This window comes from Biomaibacter sp. TOL, from assembly GCF_059717795.1.
In genome coordinates, this window is sequence record NZ_AP046092.1 from 1,876,758 (window position 1) to 1,901,872 (window position 25,115).

Consider the following 25,115-nt stretch of genomic DNA (forward strand, 5'->3'; position numbering starts at 1 on the left):
GATACCGCCCTTTTCATTCCGTTATGTGCACGGTGATCTTCCCGGCGAGAGCAGTGGCGCTGCTTTCGGTGTGTTTCATCACCGCATGGTCAGCTGTATATGTCCCCGGGACCGCCGCCCTGGCAAAATAGACTATGCTCTGCCTCGGCTCCTTTTTGCTGTAGTAATATCCGAAGACCACTTTCTGGCCACTTTGCTCCATGGGATAGCACGTCTTTACGCCGGCCTGCCCGTATCTTACATATCTCATTCCGGCAGGCAGCACGTCTATGATTTCATAAAATCCTTCCGGAGCCGATTCTGAAAATTTCGGAGTCAACACCACCTGTACCAGCTGTGACTGTTCAAATTTATCCGTCAATCTGCCTGAAGACAGGTAGCTTCGGGTGAGGCTTATGTTATCGGCCAATTCGCCTATATCTTTCACCTTGCCCGAGAAACTGACCGCCACCGCAATATCCCCGCGGATATCTTTGAATGCGATTTTATCCGCCTCTCCGGGCTTGAGAAGCAGCTCCAAATTTTCATGCCCCTTGAGTTCTACCTTTTGCTCCCGACCGTTCAGCAGATAAGTGAAAGAAGCTGTTTCCTCAGCGTCGGGAATGTCATCGACAATGCACATCATCTGCTCAAGATTGGTCAATACCTTATCTCCTTCATTTCCTGCCGCATAGGCCAGCAGCCCGTATCTTTCAGCCGCGCCGAGCTTCGCCGCCAGCGCCGCGGCCAGCGAAGTAAACTCGAGGATGTCGTTCCTATCGCCTGCCGCTATATAATATGTGTCTCCGCTCTTTTTTGCATAGCTTTTCATTATCCCGGCATATATATCCGCCGCCTGCGCCTCGTCCCCCAACTGCGCAAGGGCAATCCCCAGGATGAGCCTTTCTTTTGCATCAAGGGCCTCATCTTTGATAAATCTCTGGATGTCCACCAGCACAGGCTCCTGAAGGGCGGCAAGACCCAGGTATGCATCCACGACATCATCCTTTATGGACTTCCTGTCGTCGAGTATGCCGTAAAAATATGTCTTCAGGGCGTTTTTGTCAAACAGATCTCCCGCCAGAGCCGCTACCCGGGCGGAGATGTGTGGATCAGCATCTGAATAAGGCAGCAGGGATATGCCGCCGTTTTCGGTCTGGTATCCCGTGAGATTGAAATCTTCGCCGCGGCTTTTTTCTCCGAAATGGCGCTCCAGAAGCTTATCGGAGATCACTTTTGAAAGAATCTGATCCACCCTTTCGCCCCACGAATATTTCAAATCCGTCAGGGTCTTGTAATAAACCGAACTTGCCCTGTTGTAAAAATTCAATACAACAAACCCGCTGGAGCCGGGGATTTTCAGGTTTTCCCCGAGCTTGAGGTGCTCGGTCTTTATCACATCAAGGGTGGATTCCGCTACCGTGAAGGTTCTTTCGATGCCGTCGAAATGCTTGCCGCTCTGCGCCTTTATCGTAATACTGTAGCTGCCTTCGCTTAAGGTCCCGAGGTTTATGCACGCGTAATTTCCCGCCCTCTCCGATTTTTTAATCTCTTTCACTTTTCCCCCGGCGTCCTTTAACCTTACAGTATAATCCACCATATCCTTCCCGCTCACTGCCGTGCCGAAGCTTCTTGCCGCAATGCACGGCGAGTCGCCGGCCATGTATTTATCCGACATGATTAAGGTTAAAAAGAACGGCAGTTTTGCATTTATGTTAATTTTTCCGCTTCCCGCGAATAAATCGCCGGTCACGGCCTGATAGGTTATCCTCCATGAAGTGAGGTTGTCAGGAAGCCTGAAACTTATCCTGCCTTTCCCACGGCTGTCGGTGGTTACGGATTTAAAGAAGGCCGTGTCTTTAAAATCCTGCCTTACCGCCTCATCCCCGCCTTCTCCGCCGCCTTCGGCGCCGCTAAAGTCGAGGATATCTATTTTCTTGTAGGAAACGTAATCCAGAAGGATTCCCGTGCCGAAGCGGTAGTCATAAATGGATTCAGCGGTATTCACGTGCTGTTCGGCCAGCGCAAAAAAGCTCTCGTCTACCACGCTAAGATTCACTTGCGCTCCAGCGGAAGTGCCGTCCGGCTTTTTGACCGTGATGTCCAGGTTTACGGTGTCGCCGGGAGCGTAATTTTCCTTGTCCGGCTTTATCTGTATGTCAAGCTGCTTTTCCTTATAGTCGTAGAGCAGATTTTTAACTCCGGCCCTGTAGATTTTTCCACCGTCGAAATACACCCCGCAGATGTAAGTATTGGGCACATAATCCTCCCCGAAGGCAAATTTCTCCTGGGTCCCACTGACTTTATAATCTTTCAAGCCATCCTTAAGGACCATGTAAAGCACCCTACCGTTTTGCGTCACCGGAACGTCCTGCCGGTTGTAGGAAAGCTTCACATCCACCGTTTCGCCGGGCCTGTATTTTTTGTCTTCATCCTCCCCCGTGGTCAATTCGTATCTGCCCTGACGGTAAGTTTCGTATAAATCATACATCATAAACCAGCTTTCCTCGCGTACGCTGTTTCCCCTGGTGTCCTTTCCCCTTGCCTCGATTACATAATTTTTATCCGGTTTTATGGCAAAATCAATGCTGAATACCCCGCCTTTGGTTTGGCCGTTCACTGTGTTCAGCAGCTCTTTTCGCTCTTTATACACATATCTTTTTATCACCTTTTTGTTGATAAAATCATAATACTCGCCAATTTCCTGTTTATCGTAACTCACCTCATATATCCTGACCTCCAGAGGTATATCGATGGGGTCACCTTTGAAGGTTTCATCCATATAATAGCTTTCGCTGCCCGCTTTGCTTATATCGATCTTATTTGTATAGAAAGTGGCATATCCACGGGTATTATCCTTTGAAGCGCGCGTTTTGATTTTTATCATGACATCCCTGGGAAAAACGGTAAGGATTTTTGAAGCGTATATTTCTTCATCCTCGGCCTCGGCGTTGTGAAGGTTGAAACTAACAGTCGCCGGGCGCCATTCTTCAGTACTTATGTCGGGTTTGTAAACAAGCTCTGCATGACCGTTGCCGTCACAATTTAAAAACCCTTCTGTGTCTCTGCCCGTCCCGTTATATGCGTAGGTGTTGTATTTCAACTTCAACCCGGATACCGGAGTGCCTTCGTAAAAACTCGCATTCACGGAAAGCCGCGCCGACTCCCAGCCATAGATTTCCTCCCTGTCAAGCTCGGTGTCTATCCTGTAGGCGGGTTTGACGTATTCCCGGACATCGAAATATGCCCTGGATATCACCCGGTCCCCGTTTTTGAAGTCGACGCAGTAGCTTCCCGGCATAAGATTTGTAACTTCAAAACTTGCTTCATAAGTGTTGAATCTTGAAAGCGTCACCTCCCGGCGGTCCACTTCCAAAAAATTGCCGTCATAACCCGCTTTATTCAGCTGTAATACTCCCCCGGAAAGTTTTTGCGAACCGGCCGAGGGCTTTGCCAGACCCCAAACGTTTATCCTGTCGGTGGGCAGATATATGCTGCGGTCCAAATACATGTACGACCAGTAGTTGCGGTCGTAGGTACTCTTTCCGCCGGAGTAATAATAATAGTCTTCATACATATCATACTGGGGTTTTACTCTCACAAAGAACAAAGATTTGCCGGGAACTTCCACCACAAAGTATGCCCGCGGAAAATTCTCGTCAAACCGGGCCATTTGTCCTATGATTGCTGCGCCGTCAGAACCAGTGACAGCGGATTCAGACGTCTGCAAATCTCTGACAACGGCTCCTTTGACCGGACCTTTCGTATGAATGTCGTTCACCCACACCAGGTTTTGCTTTTCCCCCACCATGGCGTATACAGCAAAATCACTCACCTGGACATGGGTCTGCCAGGTCATGTCATCCAGCGACATGTTCACGAGATAGTCTCCTGCTTCGAGTTTTTCCGGGAAAACCAGAAACGCCCGATACCACATCTCCGGGTCTGCGGTCGCAAGCTCGGTTTTAAATTCCATTGTCTTTTCGAGTTTGCCCGCATCGATCTCCACCTTTTGGGCCGGAGTATCGTACCACGCCATCTTGCTGTCATCAATCTTTATAACATCGTCAATGAAATCCTTTTTATTTTTATACCTGTAAACTTCCACATGAAATTCTTTGCCCCTGTACCTCGAGTCCGCCTCAGTCTCCAGCACCTGCGGCGATGCTGTCGTCAAATCGAAAAGTTCGTCCGAAAACTTTAGGTAACCGTTTTCATCATCCGGTTCCCCTTCGGTTTTGAACTTAAAAATATAATCCTCCTTCAATTTCTCGCTACTGTCTTTGAGCCCGAGGCCCGCCTTTACCTTTACGGTGTAAAGGGTATTTTTCTCCAGGCCCTTGTGAACATATACCGCGGTATTTTTATAGTATTCAAACCTTCCTTCGACCTTCGGCGTTATCTCAAAGTATTTTTCAAGGGATTCCACACCCGGGTAACTGAACCGTATCTCTATGCCTGAATCCACCGGCACATGCTGACCTCTGTCGCGCGGGAGAGTTCCCACCACTCTGAATTCCCTTTTTGTCTGAAAGGCCCACGAACGCCCCCGGCTTTCGCCGTCCTTCAGGCTCACTCTGTAAACGGTGTTGGGCAAAAGCTGCCGGCCAAACTGGACGAGAAACTCCCTGTCACTCTTTTTTTTGATGCTGTATGGCTCTTCAGGTGTAATTTTCAGTAATTTCTGAAGCTCACCCAGCGTTATAGCCTCCTTTGACATGATTTTTATGGGCGAGTCCAGCTCCATCCCCGTCATATCCGCCGATACCGGGGTCATGCTGAAATTCTCGAAAAAGTCTGCGAGACCGGCAGCAGTCTTGTTGCTTTTACTTTTTATCAGGTAAAATCCCAGACCCGTAAACAATATCACTGCCGCCAAAACCAGCGCACCGATTTTAATTTTTTTCATGCCGTTTCATCCCCCCATTTTTTCTCTCTATAAATTAAAGACGAAAATAAACCAAAAAAGTTCCATATTTTTTTAAAAAAATTAAGGTTTATTACTTTCCTGCGGTTATGCCCAGCACCGCTCCCGTTATCATCTGATCCGAAGATAATTTAATAAGAGTATCCGCCCTTCCTACCACCACAATGCCGTAATATTTAAAGCCGTTTTCTTTCAGGTATTGTGCAGTCCTTTTAAGGTTTTTTGCGTGGTAGCTTGGAACGCTGCCGAGGCGCTCGAGTTCTTCCAAACATTCTTTTTCACCGCCGCTGCCTGCCATGTATGGATTTCCCACAAGGCGCTCCGCAAGATATGTTTTTTCCCGGTAATCCTCATCTTTAAAAACGCTTACGGCACCCCACATTATTTTTAAATCTTTCGGCATTACGGCTTTTATTTCATCAAGCGCCAGGGGCTTTCTGAAAGACAGTGCCATTTCAACAAGATAATTTGGCGGCATGTTTTCCAGCACATCAAAGTCTCTAATAATTTTTTCGTAATTTACTGCGGGATGATAAAATTTTAATTTTGGAACAGCATACGGGACCAGATATTCTTTAGCCCCTTCCGGAGCAGCGGCGGATATTTTCGAATATGCGCCCAAAGGCTCCCCTGTTTCAGTGTCATAAACGGCGAAGGTATTGTTCCCTTTTGTTTGCTCGCCACCCCAGGCGTCAAAATCCACAGTGACAGTTCCGGCGGGATAAGGTTTGCTTCCGAGCATCCTGAATAAATAGTATTTTTTCTGGCGCCCGAACAGCCTGACGTTGTAGCTTTCCCCTGAAAGCGCAAAGGTGTTGGGCTCGGAGAATTTGATAAGGTCGGGGTAAAAACTGTCTATGCGGTTTTCCTGATCCTGCAGCATTATCTCCGGGGCTACAAAAGCGAGTATAAAAGCCAATATAAATATGCCAGCAGCCACGCCGAAAGAAATCAATGCCGTGCGCAGGATGCTTTTCATGCGGGCCCTGCGCAGAAAAGACTTCTCATCGAAATTGATGTCATCTTTGCCGTTTTCCGCATTCAAATTCCATATCATCAGATTTCTTCCTCCTCTTTCAGATATTTTTTCAGCTTGCTTTTAAGCCTGCAAATCATCGTTTTGGTCGAGTCGGGAGTTATATTGAGCGCCGATGAAATTTCGGCGTTCGTCATTCCAAGATCATACTTCATGTGAAAGAGTCTCTTTTCAGAAGCGCTCAGCCTGCTGATAACTTTTGTTATTAAGTCTTTGTTTTCGATTCGATGGATTTCCGGAAACGTGTTCGTGAAAAAATCATCAATATCTGCCACGGCGACCTGTTTTTTGCGTTTCCGCAAGAAGTCGATGTATTTATTTTTTGCCGCCGCATAAACATAGGATTTCAGCTTTCCTTCCCGAATGCCGTCCAGATGCAGGTACACAAATAAAAGCGTTTCCTGAGCCGCATCTTCCGCGTCGTCATGTGACATGCCAAGGCTCAAAAGATAGTAAAATGCGATACGGTACAGTTCCTGCCACACATATCCCCCTCCTTCGCTTGTTTTCCTCTTCCAATTATAAAGACGTTTAATAAAAAGAAAAGTAAACAATGATTTCACTGTAGAAAGTCATTTTTGCTGCCAGAGATTGCTCCGCACCTCCGCTTGTCCTGCCGCTCTAGAGTTTAGTCCTGCGCTTCGGGGAAGTTCGCCGGCAATTCAGCGTCCTGCCTCAGATGCCGGCCAGCGGGCATCCATGCCCGCTGCTTCCCCTCCGACTTGTACTAAACTCAAGAGCGGCGACGGCCTCGCTAAACGGTGCGCTTAGCAATCTCTAGCAGCCAACTTAGGTTTTACACCAGAATCATTTAATTAGTATAACTTATATTCTGACTACTTTGAAAAAAAGTGTATTAATTCAAGACGGGTTTTGATATATAATTTCAAGTGTAAAAATAAATCAGCGGCAAAATTTCCTCAGTGCACCGGAAAGCCGCGACGTCGCCGCTCCCCCGAAATACATAAATTTTTCTGGGCCGCTCAAGCACTAAGCTTGCGGCTGCGGCTGTGCCGGGTTTAAGGAATTGCTACAGATGCCGCAGGAGGAAAAACCAGAGGTTGAAAACGGAGGAAAGTGTTAATGTCTCTTGTAAAGAAGTGGTATCAAATCCTAAATGTACTTTTGGTAAAGGAATACATTACCGATGAAAAGCTAAGTGACATTATCCAGACAACCTCTCAGACTTTAAAAAAGAATATAGAATTATTAAACGATCAACTGAAGGGTATAGCCTCCATATTGTGGGAAAAAGACAGGTGCTATCTGCGCATTGAAAATCATTCAGAGTTTAAAGAAATAATGAATGGAAAACTGAAAAAAGATATGGACTTTAATTCTTCAAGCAAGCGCATGGCTTTTATTCTAAAAACTCTGTTAAATACCAGAGATTTCGTTACAGTGGATAGCCTGGCGGAGAGAATTGAAGTAAGCAGAGGAACGATAAATAAAGATTTGAAGAATATAAAAAAAATTGTTTCCGATTTCGGCATGAGCTTATACGGCATACCGAACAAAGGCATAAAAATTGTCGGGGACGAATTAAACAAACGGCTGGTGCTGCTGTATTATGTTTATGATTACTATTTTACAGATTATAAGCTGAAAGACAACACAGCCGAATATATAAGCAAAATTGCAGAAGAGTATCAGTTAAACAATTACAACGCCGGTATCCTTAAAAAGGTTGTAGGTATTACTTTGGACAGAGTTGAAAAAGGCTTTTATCTGGAGAAAGAAATACCTTATTATAACAACTACGAGAAAAATTCAGGTTCCGTAAAAATGTTTATCCATCATTTGGAAAAGGAATACAACATAATCTTGAGGCCGTACGATAAGGATTTCATAATTTTCCCCATTAATATCAGAAATTCCGCCTGTGTAAAAAAAGAGAGCATGGAAAAATATGACAAAAATATAAGAGAGCTTTTTGACGATATGATTAAAGAAATCAGAGCAAATTTCATACTTGAATTGGATGACAACCAATTATTTGAAGAAATGAAATACCATTTGATGTTCATGGTGAACAGGCTCGTATTTCATATAGAACCGTTCAATCTGTTTTATGATGAAATTGAAAAGAAATATCCTTTTTCTTATGAATTGGCGAAGATGGCCGCAAATGTAATAGAATCGCGCTTAATGATAAGCGTTGCACCATCCGAAATCAGTTATCTTGCTGTATATTTCGAATTGATGTTATATTACAAGGGCCAAAAAAGCAAGCAAAAAAAGATCGCAATAATAAGCAATCTGGGGAAAGGCACAACAATGTTTATCAAAAAGCAGATCCAGGAAATTTTGGGGCCCGACGTGGCAATATTGCAGTTTTCAGAACAGAATTACAAAAAACATAATCTGGGAGATTTTTTTGCGGTTTTTTCCACCTTCCCTGTGGAAATAGACAAGAAAATACCTGTGATTCAGGTAAATAATTTGTTTGATTACAATTATGTTATTAACGAATGGAATAAGATAGAAAAGGAACGAAGTTTTGTCATTGCCGAGCTTGATTTTTCCTTTACGGTTCTGGACGAAGAAAAAAGTTATTTTGATAATGTTGAATTCATGATTCGCAAATTGATTGAAGATAAAAAATTAAATCCCGATTTTATAAATCTATGGCGGGAAAGAGAAAAGAAACAATCCACTATCTTTGAGGAGGGGATTGCATTCCCCCACACATTGAACAGAGGCTTCAACAGGATAGTGTTAAATGTAGGGGTCTTTAAAAATCCATTATTGGTTGACGGCAAAAGTGTCCAAATTGTATTTCTGGCAGGTATACCAGAAAATATAGACGTCGATGTTGAAAATTCGCTGCTGAATATGTATGATTTGATATTTCGAATAGCAAGAATGAAAGAAATCCATTCAAAAATCGGGGAACTGACCAATGAAAAAGAGTTTATTTCATTTTTAAAAAAGACACTTTATGGCAATTGTCCAGTAAAGTGAAGTAAAAATGAATTTAACAGATAGAAGGAGGTGATATCGCGTGAACATATATATATTCGGATTATTTGCACTCACCGCTTATTTGCTGCAAGTGTTCCTGGGAGCAAAGCAGATTCGGCATTTCAATGAAGTATACAGGAGATTGAGAAGCAGGGGGAAAGTGGTGATAGGGAAAAAACCGGGGAAACTTTGCGCGGGTACTATTGTTATGATGGCAGTAGATGATAAGGGAAAAATTTTGGAAGCCGTAAAAATGCAGGGGTTTACCGTGCTGGCCAAGTTTAAGCCTATTTTTTCACTTGAGGGGGAATACATCCAGCAAATAAATGAACACTCTTTGAGCAATTGCAAGGAAAATAATTTGACCAGGAAAACGATACTGGACGCAAGGGATGTATACTTATATGTGCAGCAGGGAAAGAAAATGCCGGAAACTAAAGGATTTTTTGCGGCATTGCACTCAAAAATAAAGTTGTTGACAACAAAAATTTAAAAGGATGGTGTTAAAAATGGCAGTAGTAGCCAAAATCGCTCAGGGATTTATGAATTTATTTCAAACGGGTGCAAATACTTTCATCGGATGGATGAAGGGTATTGTGCCGGTTGTCTTGATGCTGATGGTATTAATGAATACCGTAATCAGCCTTCTGGGAGAAGAAAAAGTCACAAAGATTGCAAAAGTTTCTTCAAAAAACCCGGTAACCCGGTATCTGGTATTGCCGTTTTTGGCCGCATTTATGCTGGGCAATCCCATGTCCTTCACATTGGGCAGGTTTTTGCCAGAATATTACAAGCCAAGCTATTACGCATCTTTAGCGCAATTTTGCCACACAAGCAACGGCATATTCCCTCATATTAATCCCGGAGAACTGTTTGTTTGGCTGGGGATTGCCCAGGGGGTAGAAAAACTGGGATTGAATACCATGGATTTAGCTATTAGATATATGTTGGTCGGCATGTTGATGAATTTTGTCGGTGGATGGGTTACGGATTTTACAACAGCTTATGTTTGCAGGCAGCAGGATATAACGCTCAGCAAGCAGCCCAAAGTAACGGCTGAATAAAAGGAGGAATTTCAAATGGCAAAGTATAGAAGCATAAAAATAAAAAGAGGAAGCGGTGGTTTTGGAGGGCCTCTCATAATTACTCCGACCGAAAAAAAACATAAAGTTTTATATGTAACGGCAGGAGAAAAGCCCGAAATAATTGACAAAATAGTAGAACTGTCCGGGATGGAAGCAGTTAACGGTTTTAAAACATCAATTCCCGACGAAGAAATCGCACTGGCCGTCATTGATTGCGGTGGGACATTGAGATGTGGAATTTATCCCCAAAAAGGAATACCGACAGTAAACATCAACCCCACGGGGAAAAGCGGACCCTTGGCAAAATATATTACCGAAGATATATATGTGTCCGCCGTCGGCATGGACCAGATAGAGCTGGCTGACGAATCTGAAATTGTTTCCGAGACAACTGAAAAAAACGCTGCGCAGATTAAAAAGCAATATAAATATGATACTTCCAAAAAGATTACCGAACAAAGAGCCGAAAAAAGCTTCATTGCCCGCATAGGGATGGGAGCAGGCAAAATCGTTGCAACATTCAATGAGGCAGCGCGGAACGCGGTCCAGACGATTTTAACTACAGTTATTCCCTTCATGGCTTTCGTGTCTCTGATTATCGGCATAATAGAAGGCTCCGGAATCGGAAATTGGTTTGCGAATATTATGACTCCTTTGGCAGGCAATATTGTTGGATTAATCATAATAGGCTTTGTTTGTTCTCTGCCGGTTTTGTCTCCATTGCTGGGGCCAGGAGCAGTCATCGCTCAGATCATCGGGACGTTAATAGGCGTGGAAATAGGAAAGGGAAATATTCCCCCTCAACTTGCTCTGCCGGCTTTATTTGCCATTAATACGCAAAATGCTTGTGATTTTATTCCCGTCGGTTTAGGTTTGGAAGAAGCCGAAGCGGAAACCGTGGAAGTCGGCGTTCCCTCCGTTCTGTATTCAAGATTTCTAAATGGGGTTCCCCGTGTAATTGTTGCCTGGCTTGCCAGTTTTGGGTTGTATAGTTAGATTGTATAGTTAGCAAAAATAATCAAAGTCAGAAAGGAACATGAATATTGGTAAAAATTTATGAAACAGTAGTCAAAAAAATCGGCTCAAATGCAGAACTGTTTAAATCCGAAAACTTATTGATACTTTTTGGCGAAAATGTGCCGGACAGCCTGACAGATTATTGCTTTAACATAAAAGTTAATAAAAGCAAAAATGAAATAAAGCCCGGCATGATATTGAGGTTTGATGATCAGGATTATAAAATAACAGCAGTAGGAGAAAAAGTTAAAAAAAATTTGGATGAATTGGGCCATATTACTGTAAAATTTGACGGTTCCACGCAGGCAAAATTGCCAGGCACCCTTTATGTGGAAAACAAGAAGTACCCCGCCATTCATGTCGGAACAGAAATATCCATTCTTCTATGAAAACAAATCAATTTTAAAAAGAGCGAAAGGGACATCGCTATTCCTTTTGCTCTTTGTTTTTATTAAAAATTGATTTCACTGTAGAAAGTCAATCTTGGTGGTAGTGACGGCCCCGGCACCGGATCGTTCGGTAAACCGCTCTAAAGTCCGGCCCTGCGCTTCGCAGGGTAAGCCGGCAATTCGGCGTCCTGCCTCAGGTGCCGGCCGACATGCATCCGTGCATGCCGCTCCTGCCGGGTACCCACCGGAGGTGGGTGTTGTTCCGGACTTAAGAGCGGCTAAACCTCACTTTATGGTGCCTTTGGCCGTCACGTACCACCTTCAATTGGTTTTTACAGTAGAATCTATATATTAATGTAGGAATGCGCTCCCTCTTTCTTTATTATTTTATTATGGTATAATTTTTATAAGGCAATCGGATAAGCAGGGTGTGGTTGCCACCTACTTCCAAAAGGAAAAAATAATCACCCTGCTTTTGCCCGGCGGGTGATTATTCTAATATAATCCTCACGTGGCAACCGCACTTTTGCGGTTCCGATTGCCTCTTTATATATTATAACATTTTTTTTGCATATGTAAACAATAGAAATGAAATTAAATCAGGACCTGCGGCCTGAAGGTTGCAACGCCCCGCCGCAGCGACAACGCTTTTGAAAAAGAAGGGATTTTCTTGGAAGATAAAAAGCGTATACTCATCATCGAAGATGAAGATTCCATTTGCGACATTCTATCCTATGCGCTGCGCCGGGAAGGCTATGCGGTAAAATGCGCCTTTAACGGGAAAAACGGATTAAGGGAGGTTGAAGGCTTTGGACCCGACGTCATCATACTTGACCTGATGCTTCCCGACACGGACGGCTTTGATTTATGCAGGAAGATAACATCAAAATACAAAATTCCAATCATCATGCTCACTTGCAGAAACGATATCACCGATAAAGTTCTGGGGCTTGAGCTTGGCGCTGACGACTATATTACGAAGCCCTTCGATATCCGGGAAGTGACAGCCAGGGTGAAGACGGCTTTCAGGCGAATGGAGAATTTAAGACAATCCCTGTCAAACCGCCAGATTGTTTACATCAACGATCACGTAAGCATCGACAAAAAGGCCATGGAGGTATATAAAGACGGCGTGAAGGTCAAGCTCAAGCCCAAAGAATACGAGCTTTTGCTGCTGTTTTGCGAGAACAGGGACCGGGTCCTGACCCGCGAACAAATCCTCGACCGGGTATGGGGCCTGGACTACGAGGGAGGCCTACGGACCGTGGATGTGCATGTGCAGCGGATACGAAAGAAGTTGGATGTTGAAGGTACTTTATCCATTATCGACACGGTCTTCGGAATCGGATATAAGATGTGCAGCCGGGATTAAACGAAATTCACCCTTATATCGCTTCAAAAAATGAAAGTGCGTGATATCTCATGAAACTTTCCATAAGATATAAATTCATCGCGGGATTTTGTATCATCTTCGCCGTATCGGCATATTTGCTCAATTTTTACGTGAGCGATGCCCTCAACAAAAACAACCTGGAGACAATTACTGCCGATATGGTTGGCCTTCAAAAATCGTCCCGCGAGTATCTCAAACAATACTTCTTTATAAACAATCTAACTATAGACTCTTTTCAGCGCGAGGCAAAATACATCGCGCAGGACCTTGCCCGGAATTTCGGTGTAAATGTTGCCCTTTACGATGCCCGCGGCAATTTTTTATACGAAGGCGTACGGACCGGCCAGCCCTATATAATATTGAACAGCCGGGAAAGCGAGACATTAAGAAAAAGCAGCCGACAGGACCTTGCGATGGCGTTGGAGAACAAATCCGCATTTAAAGCAAATGCCTTTGATGGAAAATTTATCGTAAACTTATCCTATCCCCTTTATATAAACGGAGAATATTACGGCATACTTAGATTTACAAGGGATTATTCCAGTCTTTACGCATCCAGCCTCAGAATAAAGAGCTGCTTCCTGATCTTTACGGCACTGCTTTTCTTTTTCGCATTCATGCTTTCAATCGCGCTGTCAAACGGGATAATAAGGCCCATCATCGAACTTGCCGCGGCATTGAAGCAGGTCGCCCTGGGCAATTATGACATAAATATCGACATCAGAACCGGCGATGAAATCCAGGAATTGGGCCGGAGTTTCCATTATATGAAGGACAAAATAAAGCAACAGCTCGATGCCATCTGCCGGGAAAAAGAAAAAGTGATGAAATTGGAAAAGGCCAGGAGCGAGTTTTTCAACAATGTGACTCACGAGCTTAAAACTCCTCTTGCAACCATATCGGGATACGCCCAGATCATCGGGGCAAAAGATTTTTGCGACCGAGAATTTCTCATGAAAGCAGCCAGAAAAATACAATCCGAAAGCGAGCGACTGCACCGAATGGTGGTGTCGCTTATCGAAATATCGAAGAAAAATACGCTGATTGAGCAGGAACCCTTCAAAACCATCGACATAAAACACCTGCTTGAGGGAATATGCGAAGACATGCAGCTTAAAGCAAGCAGATTCCATATAAAAATACGCGCTGACCTTGCAAGCCTGCACATAAAAGGCAGCGAGAATAAATTGAGGCAGTTGTTCATCAACGTCCTCGACAATGCTGTAAAATACGGCAGCAGCCGTTCCGCCATAAATGTGCTTTGTAAAGAGGAGGCAGGTTTTGCAAAAATCGAGATAGAAAACGAGGTGGAATGCATTGATGATTCGGTATTTAAAAAAGCCTTTGAACCTTTCTACAGGGGAAATACTTCCGCCAAGGAAAAGGGGAGCAGCGGGCTCGGGCTTTATATTTGTAAAACTATCGTGGAAGAGCATGGAGGAACCATAGAGATGACCGGGCAGGAAAACCTGTTAAAAATCACAATAAAAATTCCCCTCCGGCAACATTCCGGAAACAATTGATGAAAAAATGGAAACAGGCGTGCGGCATAGTAACAGTAAAATACATGCCAAGATCAAGGAGGAATGTTTTATGAACCGCAAAGTCAAATCATTAACCGCCTGTTTGTGCCTGTGCATCACGCTGGCCGCCGGCATTGCCGGGTGCGCCTTTAAGGGATGGTCAGCCAGGGCGGATTCAACGGTAATCTTGAGCCAGGACGTGCTCCGGCAAAGCGCACTTGAAGACAGGACCGTCAAAATGCCCCAGAGCCGCGAGATTTCGCTCCAGCAGCCCACAGAGTATCGAGATATCATGGCCATCGACGGCCAACACATCCTGTACCGCAAGGACCATGCCCTTTACACCATGGACATGAACGGCACAAATCCCCAACTGCTGGCAAACCTTGATGCAAGCGAGGCATCGAGGGATGGCAAAAAGGTGATGTGTCTCGAGAAAGACCAGTATTTCGTATATGATTTAAAAAGCAAATCAAAGACACCATTGATCAAAAAACAAGAACAGGACGGAGAACCGTGCTTTGCCGATGAAAAAGGGGAATATGTATCCTATTTTGATTTTAAGCATTCAAATCTAAATATTATAGATACCCGTACCAGTGAGACCCATGCCCTGGACTTTAAAAAATTATTCACCCTCGAAAACTTCATGCTGGAGGATGTCAAGGTCTACCAGGACAGAGTATATGTGGCCGCCCACACCAAAAAGGACGGATACGGGATCTATGAATTGAGCTTCGATGGTCACAAAAAGGCCATCGTTAAGTATCCGCCTGAAAAACAGGACAGTGATACTTTAGCCGGATTCGACCTCATCTGCGGCGGCAAAACCGTCATCTTCAACGGAACATATGATGATGAATCAGGGATATTCTTCTATGATGTAGATAAAAAGTCCCTCACGAAAGTGATATCCGGCGGCTCAGATAAAGAAGGACAATGGACCCCGTTTTACAGCCTCTCCCCCGACGGCACAAAAATCGTGTTTGAGAATATTTTGAGGGATAAAAACTCTGTCAAAAGCGACATCTATGTGGCGGATATCACCGACGGCGGGCTTTCTCAGGCCATACGCATCATGGAGAACGCCAATATACCCGCGGTTATTTCACTTATGGCCCACTGGAGCGACGATTCCAGCAAATTATACATCAAGATGCCGTCATCCCAAGATGGCAGCGGTCCCATCGACAAAATTAAAGAATTCGCATTTTAGGCGGCAGGGACTCGCTGTCCCTGCATTTAAAGCCATATTTATTGCGGGCCAAGTTGCTCTACAACACGACTTGGCCTCTTTTTAAACCGTCTCTAATGTTCATCAGTATCAGTTGCAAACTCCATAAATTCCCTTTCTTTTTGAGGGTCAATCCCTAACATTGTATAAAAGGCCAGCACTTCTTGCGAAAAAGTTTTACAATTCTCTATATAATTTCTACAGTAATCACAGTCACAGCCTTCTTCAACTGTTATGCTGTCGTAGTATTCTTTTGTTTTTTCAACATCTATTTTAAGTATCAAGTCTTGTAAACATACAGTTTTCATCATAATATTTTCTCCTTTCACGTTAACTCCATACTCAGATTCGATTTGGGAAGAAGTCTTTTTTTGTATAATTTTTTTATTCATTATAGCACATTAGTGATGTTTTAGCGTATAAACTGGAACTTACTTCGAAAATAGGGTATAATTTTGACGTTTGAATCATCTTTAGGGGGAATGAATAGAGAAAAATCGATAGAAGAAAGCAAACCATTGACGGACGAATCCAAAAGCAAAATGAGTGGAATGGCCCGTAAAAATAATAAGTTGGTTATTACAGAAGCAGAGGGCAGCAAAAAAGAGATTACATTTGCATACGATACTCTCTATGAGATAGGGTACATAGAGAAAGATGGGGAAAAGGTTGAGCCAGATTATAGTTTTTTTAGATATGTTGCGGATTTAAACGAGTATACAAATCCTGATACTAATATAGAGCAGCAGATATTGCAACTATTTGGCAAGTATAACTGGACTGTTGACTATAGAATAAACACTTTAAAAGAGAAATTACCTGACAATCTTAAACATAAGGCAGGAGAATATCCACTAAAGATATATTGGGCTTATAATAATGAACTATCCAAGCAAATTGGGCTTGATTTTACTGATTACCTCTTCAATAAGGATGAGGATAAAATTGACTACAACATTAATAGCGCAAAATTGTTGGAAATAAAAGAGTTAAAGGGATTTAACAATGAACCAGGGGTGTTGGAGTATCAGGTAAAAGTTGATTTTGATTTCAAAAAAATAATAACAGCAGATGATGGAATTGGGACGAGATTTGTTATATTGAAGAAAGAATCTGAAAAAAGTGGCTGGAGGATTGACGGTGTTGGTACGGGACCGTGATAATGCATTTTCATGCATTCGGTTTTGTGCCTGTCACCGTTTTTGCACCATGCTAATTCAACATATCAATGGAAAGCTGATAATAGCTTTCGATTGTTTCCTTTAATATCTCATCGGATTGAGCCAAAATTGTGTCAACCGTATGAAACTCTTTGCGCAGATAGAATACATCTTCCAGCAATATGCCTCTTTGTCTGAATTGTTGCCTTTGCTCCTCTGTAAATTGACTCCCCAGATTTATCTTCTCTCTGTAATTGGAATATTTTTGCACGTCACCGTAGGTCCAGTTGCTCAAATCCTCGTGCTTTAACTCCGGAGAATGCTTTATAGAGCCAATCATTTCTTCGGGAAGCTTCCATGTGCTTTCTATTGTTTCAAAATCTTCAATGGTAAAATGGGCAATTTCTTTGTCCGTATAGCCATGTTTTATTAGATCTCCTTTGAAATTATATTTGAAAGAATCAAGAGGTGTTGTTTGAATGACTTTCGCCATATTTATTTTGGGGATATCAATACCCATAGATCTGGGCAGCTCAACCGCTTTAAGTATCTTATCTCTGTAAGGATAGTTTTTATCGTCAATTGCGCCCAGAACTTCTTCGGGCAAAAATTTGGCTATGTCATATAAAGAAAAATGGCTATTATTTATCATATATAACTGATTGTTCCTGTCCGATTTTAAAGGGACTTTTAAATAATCCGTGAGGAATTCTAAAGGTATATAAGCAATATTATCTTTTTTAACCGGTCTTGCTTCCATTACGTAAAGGATATATTCGTCTCTGTGTACGTAAAAGGAATTAAAACTGAGTTTAATTATTATGTTGTCTTCCTGGAAGATGATATTATCTTTTTCATCCATATGATAATCTATCTTAAGCAGTCTGCCGATGTCTTGTGCCGATACCATCAGTACGCCGTCAATTTCTTCGGTAGCAAGCCTGTTCTCCGGTTGCACCTTTTCATATTTCTTCTCCGGATAGTTTTCGGCCAAAAAAGCGATCTGAGCAATGATATGATTATACTGGCTTGATATTATCTCTTTCAAAGGCTCTTCCGATTCATCCAGATACGGGGAAATTTCTCCGTTTGTAAATTCATAAATCAAACCCATGTCTTGTGATAATATCCCTCTTTGTTCCAATTGCTCCTTTTCTTCTTGTGTAAAAAGTTTACTATCAAGAGCGGTATAATAGGCCTTGTAATCTTCATTAGTCCAGCCACTTATATCCTTGCCTTTCAAATCGGGATACAATTTTTTAGCATAATTAATTTGTTCCTCGGTGATTTTCCATGTTTCTTTTATTGTGTTGTAATCTTCATAGGCAAAGTTAACAATTTCATACATTGTGTATCCATGCTCTTTCAGATCCTGTTTGGCATAATGTTCCAGAGGTCTTGTATCAATAATCTTTTCCGTATCTATCCTCGGGATCTCAACATCCATGGCCCTTGGCAGCTCAACTGCTTTAAGTATCTTATCTCTGTAAGGATAGTTTTCATCATTCATTGCATTTATAACCTCTGAAGGCAAAAATTTTACTACATTATAAAGTGAAAAGCCATTATTGGTTATGTGGAATTCATTATTGTCATCTATTCTCACTTCGGCTTTCAAATAATCGGTGAAAAAGCTCAAAGGCACATAAGCTCTACCGTCTATATATGCAATCGGCCTTTCCAGGATGTACATGATGTATTCATCTTTATATACATATGGTGAGACAAAATTTATCTTTAACTTTATATTATCCTGTTTAAAAATTATACAATCATCTTCAATCATGCAGTTTAATCCCAGCAGGTCACTCATATCTTTGGCTGATACCATTGATACCCCGTCAATTTCTTTGACAATTCTATTGTTTGATGCGTTTGGCCGGCATCCTGCACAAATTGTCAGTGTCAATAAGAGGAACATGCACAAAATCTTTTTTATCATAGTGTACTGGCCCCCTATTACTTGGACTTAAACGACCAACACGCCACGGCTCACAGTATTTCTTAAAAATGCTTCATAAAATGCTGAAGGTGTCATATAATTCAAAGATTCATGGGGCCTTTCGCAAAGATAAAATTTTATATAATCATCCAGGCCTTTAAAAAATGACTTATAACTGGCAAAATCATTTATATTAACATATTCTTCTTTCAAGGTTCTATGAAATCTTTCAATATTTGGGTTTCTTTCAGGTGATCTTACTGGTATTCTCTCATGCAATATACCCTGTTTAGTGCAAAATTCCTGAAATTCTTTTGACTTAAACTGCGGCCCATTATCTGTTCTGATTGTTAAACTATCTGTTATATGTCTTGATGCAATGGCTTTTGTCACGGTTTTTACCACATCGTTCTTTGTAATCGAAAAACCAGCCTTATAGCCTACTATCTCTAAGGTATATGTATCTATTATATCCAGGATAAAGATTATTCTAGGGAAAATGGTCACATATGTAATATCCATCTGCCAGTGGGTATTCGGGGCCTCGACAGATACTTTTTTGAAAACTATTTCAGTATTGGAAGAAGCGTAGTGTTTAATAACTGGCAAAAGCAGATCCATTTCTTTGCATAGTCTGTAACCCTTTTTCTTGTTGATAATAATTCCAAACTTTGACCTTAAGAGAAATGTAAGTTTTTTATACCCAAAGAATGGGAATTCCTCAGCTAAATCAAAAAGTAGGGTCTTTATCATTTCATCGGATATATATTCACCACTAAGTGTTTCTGAATAACCCGGCTTTGAGCATCCCCGCTTTGAATCCGTACTTTCTTGTCGAGGTTCATAGAAAAATGTGCTTTTGGGTATATTAGAAATTTTAAGTAGAAAATCTAGATTATAGCCCTCAGAATATAAATGCTTTATTAGATCGATTTTATCTGCTATAGACGGTTGGTTTTTTTTAGTAGCTCTTTTAGATAAGCAATTTCGAGGTCTTTATCAACGATGATAGAACGAAGCATGATGTTTTCTTTTCTGAGATTTACTTTTTCGTCATCATCGTTACTATCGTTAGGGTTTAAAAGCTTTTTTCTCCAGTAATCGATTGTAGTTTTTGATATGCCGTATTTCCTACAGACAGCTATTTTAGTGGTACATGAACTCTGAGCTTCGGATAAGATAGCGAGCTTTTCTTCCGTAGTAAAATTCTTCCTCGCTGCCATAGAAAAATTCCCCCTTCAAGAGTTATTTTATCATGTTGTGCGTTTTGGTCCAATTCTCTTGAGGGGCCAGCAAGTATTAAGATACAACACGCCATGATCCTATTTGCCTTTATCTTCTTAATAAATTTGTTCAATTCTACCATTTTGCCGAACTCCTTCTGAGGATACCTATCAAGAAGGATATAAATATCAAAGACAAGATAAGATAATACCAGGGTTCATAAACAGGATAGGATAAAAAGTTTTTCACGGAAAACCCTTTGAACATATCCTTGTCGTTAAGCAGGTTAAACGGATTAAACGGCACTTCTATAAAATCAGTCAATATTATGGTAAATATCAAAATCATATAATTAATGCCCAAACTTACAGATGTCTTTTTCGTATTTAAAGAGACGATCATAAACACCGTTCCCATGAAGACATACGCAACAAGCATAAATAGAAAGTTTATTATCCAAAAGGAAAGAATGCTCACGTTCAAAAAGGTGTTTTGATACAATTTTAAAGAGTAGATTGGGTTTGACAAGACATTCATGGGCCATATACGATGAAAGCAAAGGATGTCCACAATATAAAAAAGCAAGCTTAGCATAAATATAAAAATATATGCATCCATGATTTTGAATTTGATGCACCGGTTTTTAACCTTTTTCCCTATCAGCATTTGATAATGATTATTCTCTTTTTCTTCAACGAATAAGGTGGATAGTGGCAATACCAGAATCAATAACAAAAACAGGGATGAAATCTTATAGTTAAATAATAATTCATACCCGCGGGTCAGTCCGAATACGGGTATATATCGGTCGGAGTAAGCATTTATGAGTTTTTTATTCTTGTTTATTTCATAAGCGTTGCTTTCTGTATTTAAGCTTCTCAGATTGCTTTCGGCTTTATTCACCACTTTCTCCATTTCCAGCGGGTAAAAATAAGTGTATTCCAAATCCTCAATCAATGTTTGCAATGTAATTTTGTTGGCATGTGTGTAGAGAACGTTTCCCTCTGCATCCTTGTATGATACAATCCCCTGGTTGTATTTTTCCGCGTTCTCATCTTCCAAGGCAAAGATTTTATTCACTTTCTCCTTGTCTATTTTACCTTCCACCACGGGATAAAAATACATGTATTCGTTCTTTGTTTGCGTTGATTTTCGAGTGGAAAAAGCGTATTCTCGAGTGAAAAAAAACACATTAAATAACATTAAAATAATAGTAACAGTGATGATAGACGGTCTTAAAAAGCTCTTTTTAAATTCTAAAAGCATACCCATTATTTCACCTCAAAACAGTAAATACAATAATCCTCCAGATTGGGCTTTACCAAATAAGCATCCTCAAGAGGCTTTTCTTTGCTGATAATTCTTATGATATAGCCGGATTGAGTTTCAGAGATATTACTCACTGAATATGAATTAAGATACTTTTCCATATCCCTCCCGCTGGTTTTAATCTCCCATGTCATTTCTTTAATCTCATCTAAGAGATTTTCAGCAACATCCTTCTTTAAAATACAGCCCTTTTCAATTATCACAATTTCTTTCGCAATAAATTCAACATCCGAAACAATATGAGTAGCTAAAACAATAATTCGATCCGTTGACATGGAAGATATCAAGTTTCTGAAATGGATTCTTTCCTTTAAGTCCAATCCCGAAGTGGGTTCATCCAATATGAGTATTTTAGGATCATTGATTAATGCTTGAGCAATGCCCAATCTCTCCTTCATTCCCCCTGAAAAGGTTTCAATTCTACTGTCTCTGAACTCATACAAATTCGTTAACTTTAATAACTCTTCCGCATATCCAGACGCATATTTTTTATCCGGGGATTTTAAGCTGATCATATAGTCTAAAAATTCCTTGGCTGTATACTTGGGATAAAAAATAGGATATTGGGGCAAATATCCTATTTGAGATAAGATCCGACTTTTTCCCATCCTCAAAATACTCAATGGTTCCAGAATCTTCCTTCTCCAATCCTGCAATGATTTTGATCAGGGTGCTTTTCCCGGCGCCGTTGGCTCCCAAAACCCCGTATATACCATGAGTTAACCGTAATGATACATCATTCACTGCGATTAACTCGCCATATTTTTTTGTTATATCGGATATTACTAATTCCCTACTCATTATTTGTCCCCTTTATCACCGCAGTTTTGGTTTTTACCGGCCAGAATTCAAAACTATCGAGGTTTTTAGGCATAGCAAGAGCATAAATCAAATCGTTGTTTTTCAATCCGGCAATAAATTCATCAGTAGGATCAACATGAATCTTGGCGACCATACCTTTTTGGACTTTAGCTTCATAAAAACTGTATCCGTTCATTTCGACCGGCTTATTGTTCACGAACAAAAACACCCTCATTTCCGCCGCCGGCACATCCCCCGCCAGGTTAATATCAAATCCCTTTTTCAAATCTTCTGCACTGATAAACACATTGTTTATATCTTCCAGACTCCAAAAAATCTCGCCATAAAGCTCCTCCCCCTTATCGATATTGTATTCGGACCGGAATTTATCATCAATCTTGACGGGTTCAACATATCCGATTTTCATATCTTGTTTCCTATCGTTCGCATAAGTAAACGGTATCCCACGAGCTGCACTAAGCCTGCCTTCATGGCCAAAATAATTTCTCCTCTCCGGAATAAAATCAGGCTCCAGTATCAGCACAGGATAGATTATATGGTCATCCCCCTTATCAATGTTTAAAAGTTCTTTATTCATAATAAACTTATAATCTTTGGCCTCTTTGGTTTTTAACGATACTTTATGCATAATCGCCGGAGTATTGTCATTGCCCGGCAAAACAGTTTTCTGCGGTATACCGTCAATTACAATCATAACACCAAATTCCGCAGCCTTTCCTTGATTATCAATGTACATATCATACTCAAGCCTGTCTTCGTAAATTTCCACCGGATTCTCTTCATTTTTAGGGCCATATGGAAATGCATAATCCACTTGTTGCTGTTGTCCGCCATTACTATTCTCCCTGTTGAAAATGTCTTCGTCTATGCTTTCTTTCACATTATGCTTCTTGGAGCAACCGGTTAATAGAATGGAAAGACATAATAGGACACAAAAAATTCTCCAAATAGTTTCTTTATGCATGGCAAATTCTCCTTTTACTCAATGACTCAAAACCAAGGGGGCAGAACCCCTTAGTTTTGAGTTTAAAATCTTTTTTTATCCTTGAGTAGCAGTAGTATATATCACATAAGACTTTGCATCTCTCACTTCATGTGTACATAGCCTGTCTTTTTACGCTCTCTGTCTTTGCCATATACTGTTACTGAAACTTTTTTAGTACCAGTTCCAACTTTTGAGTCAGAATCTTCATAATCCCCTGTTAAATAATCACGAACTTCAACTTTTACGTAGAGTTTTGCAGCGGTTTCAGATAACGTTGTCGTCCCTTTAAATCCATGGTTCCTTATTGTCCCGCCTACTCCCTGGAGTATTCCTGTCAATGTTCCATATGGCGTATCCAATGTTTCTCTATCCGAACCTGCAAATGCAAACACCGGCATACCAATCACTAATGTCACAGCTAGAAACATGGTTAAAATTCTTTTTGTCATAGTTACTCCTCCTGCTTTATAATTTTGCTTTGGGATCACTTGACAAAGTAACTGTTTTTTCTTACAATTTTATCACACTTACTTTTTTTGAAGAAAGGTTATGCATAGCCTTTCTTCTTTTTATTCGGCCCTTTCAGGATTTACGGGACCTCGGGCCGGTAAAACCATCCCACTTTTCACCTCCTTTCCATTCTTCCATGATTTTCTTATTTTTCCGCCCTCATTTTAATAATGGATTTTCAGAAGTCAACAGTTTTGGTATCTTTTTATGAGCATCTTTTTCCATTTAGCAGGGTGCGAAGTGCGCTTTACAGCATTGCGACGCCTGGAATCTATTCTTCGCGTTATAGCATGTGGAAATTGTTTGCGTTATTTTGTCTTAATGCCTAATTGTGTCTTAATGCTTATGCCTGCCCTGGCCGGAGTCTGGTCCGTACTCACGTAAACAGCATAATTATCCGTGTATGACGGATTATCAATATTGAATGTAATCGCACCACCCACTTTTAAACCCGGGCACCAGGATATGACCTTTCCGAATGAATAGTTTACCAGTGAAACATTTATCTGGTTCATATCGTCCTCATTTTCTGACGAGTAAAATGTAACCTTAACTCTATCTTGACTTTCCTGCAGCTTGAACGTTGCAATACGTGCTTGTTCGACCCCTGTCTTGTTTTTGGGAACGAGAGGATCGTCTTCATGGTTATCGGACTCCTCCTCCACCTTCACACCGCTTGTGCCAAAGGCTGGGGAACCCGGCTTCATGTTCGATCCGTCTATGCCATCATCTTTTAGTGTGGGCAAATCTGTTTCAACTTCATCCCACATTGAACCTATCGTATAGTTCCCGAAGGCGGGGCAGCCCGGCTTCATCTTGGAACCATCTATGCCGTCGTCTTTTAGTGTGGACAAATCTGTTGTCATTACCTCAACCAGCGTTGAACTTTTTAGTGTCTCAATGCCTATGCGTGCCTTGCTTGGAGTCTGGTCCGTACTCGCATAGACGGCATAATAATCCGTGTATGACGGATCCTCAATGTCGAATGTAGCCACATCGCTCTCTTTTAAGCCGGGGCACCAAGATATGATCTTTCCGGATGAAAGGTTTACCAGTGAAACATTTATCTGATCCATGGCATCCTCATCTGACCCATAAAATGTTACCTCGACTTTATCTTCATCTTTCTCCAGTTTGAATGTTGCAATACGTGCCTGTTCGGTCCCTGTCTTGTTTTTGGGAACGAGAGGATCTTCATATTCCTCGGGCTCTTCGTAGCTTGGGCCGAAGGCGGGAGAACCAGGCTTCATCTTCGATCCGTCTATGCCATCGTCTTTTAATGTGGGCAAATCTGCATATACTTTCTCATCCCAAATTGAATGTACCGTATAGTTCCCGAAGGCGGGAGAACCAGGCTTCATGTTCGATCCGTCTATGCCATCGTCTTTCAGTGTGGACATATTTGTTGTTATTATCTCACCCCAGCTTGAACGCCCAGGTGCAGGGGAATCCTGCTTTGTGGGGGACGCGCTTCCATAGGCAACTGCGCTTAAGCCTAAAACTGACACGATAAGCGCCAGTATCAAAACCCAGGAAGCAAGCCTCTTGCCGTTTTTCATGCGCAAGCCTCCTTTCCCTCAAATTGATTTTTTTCGC

At 41.7% G+C, this 25,115-nt stretch carries 22 protein-coding genes; 9 read left to right on the forward strand and 13 right to left on the reverse strand.

Annotated features, from left to right (window positions below; translation table 11 throughout):
* Positions 1–13: 13 nt before the first annotated feature.
* The 3 genes from AC6I1H_RS09415 to AC6I1H_RS09425 all read right to left on the reverse strand — a co-directional run bounded on the left by AC6I1H_RS09415 (position 14) and on the right by AC6I1H_RS09425 (position 6,427).
* Entirely contained in the window at positions 14–4,888 is a 4,875-nt protein-coding gene (locus AC6I1H_RS09415; RefSeq protein ID WP_497737345.1) for an Ig-like domain-containing alpha-2-macroglobulin family protein, read from the reverse strand.
* Positions 4,889–4,979: 91 nt separating this feature from the next.
* Positions 4,980–5,963, reverse strand: coding sequence for a sigma factor regulator N-terminal domain-containing protein (locus tag AC6I1H_RS09420; protein WP_497737346.1), 984 nt, complete (start codon positions 5,961–5,963; stop codon positions 4,980–4,982).
* Complete coding sequence (locus tag AC6I1H_RS09425) at positions 5,963–6,427, reverse strand: RNA polymerase sigma factor (RefSeq protein WP_497737347.1); 465 nt, start codon at positions 6,425–6,427, stop codon at positions 5,963–5,965. Before AC6I1H_RS09425 ends, AC6I1H_RS09420 begins: the two co-directional genes overlap by 1 nt.
* 598 nt (positions 6,428–7,025) lie before the next feature.
* Here AC6I1H_RS09425 and AC6I1H_RS09430 point away from each other — a divergent pair.
* The 8 genes from AC6I1H_RS09430 (at position 7,026) to AC6I1H_RS09465 (ending at position 15,529) form a co-directional block, all read left to right on the forward strand.
* Positions 7,026–8,906, forward strand: coding sequence for a BglG family transcription antiterminator (locus AC6I1H_RS09430; protein WP_497737348.1), 1,881 nt, complete (start codon positions 7,026–7,028; stop codon positions 8,904–8,906).
* Positions 8,907–8,946: 40 nt separating this feature from the next.
* A complete protein-coding gene (locus AC6I1H_RS09435) occupies positions 8,947–9,399 on the forward strand; it encodes a transcriptional regulator GutM (protein ID WP_497737349.1) in 453 nt (150 codons plus the stop codon).
* A gap of 16 nt (positions 9,400–9,415) precedes the next feature.
* Positions 9,416–9,970 (forward strand): PTS glucitol/sorbitol transporter subunit IIC, encoded by a 555-nt coding sequence (gene srlA / locus AC6I1H_RS09440; RefSeq protein ID WP_497737350.1) that lies wholly within the window; start codon positions 9,416–9,418, stop codon positions 9,968–9,970.
* A 15-nt stretch (positions 9,971–9,985) separates the two neighbouring features.
* Positions 9,986–10,987 (forward strand): PTS glucitol/sorbitol transporter subunit IIB, encoded by a 1,002-nt coding sequence (gene srlE / locus AC6I1H_RS09445; protein WP_497737351.1) that lies wholly within the window; start codon positions 9,986–9,988, stop codon positions 10,985–10,987.
* A gap of 56 nt (positions 10,988–11,043) precedes the next feature.
* Entirely contained in the window at positions 11,044–11,397 is a 354-nt protein-coding gene (locus AC6I1H_RS09450) for a PTS glucitol/sorbitol transporter subunit IIA (protein WP_497740755.1), read from the forward strand.
* Positions 11,398–12,067: 670 nt separating this feature from the next.
* Positions 12,068–12,769, forward strand: coding sequence for a response regulator transcription factor (locus AC6I1H_RS09455; RefSeq protein ID WP_497737352.1), 702 nt, complete (start codon positions 12,068–12,070; stop codon positions 12,767–12,769).
* A gap of 50 nt (positions 12,770–12,819) precedes the next feature.
* The gene (locus AC6I1H_RS09460) at positions 12,820–14,313 is read left to right on the forward strand and encodes a sensor histidine kinase (RefSeq protein ID WP_497737353.1); all 1,494 of its coding nucleotides are present in this window, start codon (positions 12,820–12,822) and stop codon (positions 14,311–14,313) included.
* Between the two features lie 70 nt (positions 14,314–14,383).
* Positions 14,384–15,529 (forward strand): hypothetical protein, encoded by a 1,146-nt coding sequence (locus tag AC6I1H_RS09465; protein ID WP_497737354.1) that lies wholly within the window; start codon positions 14,384–14,386, stop codon positions 15,527–15,529.
* A 92-nt stretch (positions 15,530–15,621) separates the two neighbouring features.
* On the opposite strand, the gene AC6I1H_RS09470 is transcribed toward AC6I1H_RS09465, so the two are convergent.
* Positions 15,622–15,858: a hypothetical protein gene (locus AC6I1H_RS09470; protein WP_497737355.1), complete on the reverse strand. Its 237-nt coding sequence runs from the start codon at positions 15,856–15,858 to the stop codon at positions 15,622–15,624.
* A 171-nt stretch (positions 15,859–16,029) separates the two neighbouring features.
* Here AC6I1H_RS09470 and AC6I1H_RS09475 point away from each other — a divergent pair, with 171 nt between their 5' ends.
* Positions 16,030–16,707: a DUF4830 domain-containing protein gene (locus AC6I1H_RS09475; RefSeq protein ID WP_497737356.1), complete on the forward strand. Its 678-nt coding sequence runs from the start codon at positions 16,030–16,032 to the stop codon at positions 16,705–16,707.
* A gap of 52 nt (positions 16,708–16,759) precedes the next feature.
* Here AC6I1H_RS09475 and AC6I1H_RS09480 read toward each other — a convergent pair whose 3' ends face one another.
* From AC6I1H_RS09480 to AC6I1H_RS09520, 9 genes are all read right to left on the reverse strand, one after another.
* A complete protein-coding gene (locus tag AC6I1H_RS09480; protein WP_497737357.1) occupies positions 16,760–18,649 on the reverse strand; it encodes a stalk domain-containing protein in 1,890 nt (629 codons plus the stop codon).
* A gap of 27 nt (positions 18,650–18,676) precedes the next feature.
* Positions 18,677–19,594: an IS3 family transposase gene (locus AC6I1H_RS09485; protein ID WP_497740756.1), complete on the reverse strand. Its 918-nt coding sequence runs from the start codon at positions 19,592–19,594 to the stop codon at positions 18,677–18,679.
* Complete coding sequence (locus AC6I1H_RS09490) at positions 19,591–19,872, reverse strand: transposase (RefSeq protein WP_497737358.1); 282 nt, start codon at positions 19,870–19,872, stop codon at positions 19,591–19,593. The genes AC6I1H_RS09485 and AC6I1H_RS09490 overlap by 4 nt, the downstream gene beginning before the upstream one ends.
* A 136-nt stretch (positions 19,873–20,008) precedes the next feature.
* On the reverse strand, positions 20,009–21,145 hold the full coding sequence (locus AC6I1H_RS09495; protein ID WP_497737359.1) for a hypothetical protein: 1,137 nt from the start codon (positions 21,143–21,145) through the stop codon (positions 20,009–20,011).
* Entirely contained in the window at positions 21,145–21,810 is a 666-nt protein-coding gene (locus AC6I1H_RS09500; protein ID WP_497737360.1) for an ATP-binding cassette domain-containing protein, read from the reverse strand. The genes AC6I1H_RS09495 and AC6I1H_RS09500 overlap by 1 nt, the downstream gene beginning before the upstream one ends.
* Positions 21,692–22,003 carry an ATP-binding cassette domain-containing protein gene (locus AC6I1H_RS09505; RefSeq protein WP_497737361.1) on the reverse strand — a complete coding sequence of 104 codons (312 nt, stop codon included), beginning with the start codon at positions 22,001–22,003 and terminating at the stop codon, positions 21,692–21,694. The genes AC6I1H_RS09500 and AC6I1H_RS09505 overlap by 119 nt, the downstream gene beginning before the upstream one ends.
* Positions 21,996–22,904, reverse strand: a complete 909-nt coding sequence (locus AC6I1H_RS09510; protein ID WP_497737362.1) for a hypothetical protein — start codon at positions 22,902–22,904, stop codon at positions 21,996–21,998. The genes AC6I1H_RS09505 and AC6I1H_RS09510 overlap by 8 nt, the downstream gene beginning before the upstream one ends.
* 206 nt (positions 22,905–23,110) lie before the next feature.
* Entirely contained in the window at positions 23,111–23,458 is a 348-nt protein-coding gene (locus AC6I1H_RS09515; protein ID WP_497737363.1) for a hypothetical protein, read from the reverse strand.
* Positions 23,459–23,827: 369 nt separating this feature from the next.
* On the reverse strand, positions 23,828–25,078 hold the full coding sequence (locus AC6I1H_RS09520) for a hypothetical protein (RefSeq protein WP_497737364.1): 1,251 nt from the start codon (positions 25,076–25,078) through the stop codon (positions 23,828–23,830).
* Positions 25,079–25,115: the final 37 nt, after the last annotated feature.

Coding starts and splice junctions, on each gene's coding strand:
- AC6I1H_RS09505 (WP_497737361.1), bottom strand. CDS start 22,003: ATGAGTAGGGAATTAGTAATATCCGATATAACAAAAAAATATGGCGAG.
- AC6I1H_RS09490 (WP_497737358.1), bottom strand. CDS start 19,872: ATGGCAGCGAGGAAGAATTTTACTACGGAAGAAAAGCTCGCTATCTTA.
- AC6I1H_RS09475 (WP_497737356.1), top strand. CDS start 16,030: ATGAATAGAGAAAAATCGATAGAAGAAAGCAAACCATTGACGGACGAA.
- srlE (WP_497737351.1), top strand. CDS start 9,986: ATGGCAAAGTATAGAAGCATAAAAATAAAAAGAGGAAGCGGTGGTTTT.
- srlA (WP_497737350.1), top strand. CDS start 9,416: ATGGCAGTAGTAGCCAAAATCGCTCAGGGATTTATGAATTTATTTCAA.
- AC6I1H_RS09420 (WP_497737346.1), bottom strand. CDS start 5,963: ATGATATGGAATTTGAATGCGGAAAACGGCAAAGATGACATCAATTTC.
- AC6I1H_RS09480 (WP_497737357.1), bottom strand. CDS start 18,649: ATGATAAAAAAGATTTTGTGCATGTTCCTCTTATTGACACTGACAATT.
- AC6I1H_RS09495 (WP_497737359.1), bottom strand. CDS start 21,145: ATGGGTATGCTTTTAGAATTTAAAAAGAGCTTTTTAAGACCGTCTATC.
- AC6I1H_RS09515 (WP_497737363.1), bottom strand. CDS start 23,458: ATGACAAAAAGAATTTTAACCATGTTTCTAGCTGTGACATTAGTGATT.
- AC6I1H_RS09465 (WP_497737354.1), top strand. CDS start 14,384: ATGAACCGCAAAGTCAAATCATTAACCGCCTGTTTGTGCCTGTGCATC.
- AC6I1H_RS09460 (WP_497737353.1), top strand. CDS start 12,820: ATGAAACTTTCCATAAGATATAAATTCATCGCGGGATTTTGTATCATC.
- AC6I1H_RS09415 (WP_497737345.1), bottom strand. CDS start 4,888: ATGAAAAAAATTAAAATCGGTGCGCTGGTTTTGGCGGCAGTGATATTG.
- AC6I1H_RS09470 (WP_497737355.1), bottom strand. CDS start 15,858: ATGATGAAAACTGTATGTTTACAAGACTTGATACTTAAAATAGATGTT.
- AC6I1H_RS09520 (WP_497737364.1), bottom strand. CDS start 25,078: ATGAAAAACGGCAAGAGGCTTGCTTCCTGGGTTTTGATACTGGCGCTT.
- AC6I1H_RS09500 (WP_497737360.1), bottom strand. CDS start 21,810: ATGGGAAAAAGTCGGATCTTATCTCAAATAGGATATTTGCCCCAATAT.
- AC6I1H_RS09430 (WP_497737348.1), top strand. CDS start 7,026: ATGTCTCTTGTAAAGAAGTGGTATCAAATCCTAAATGTACTTTTGGTA.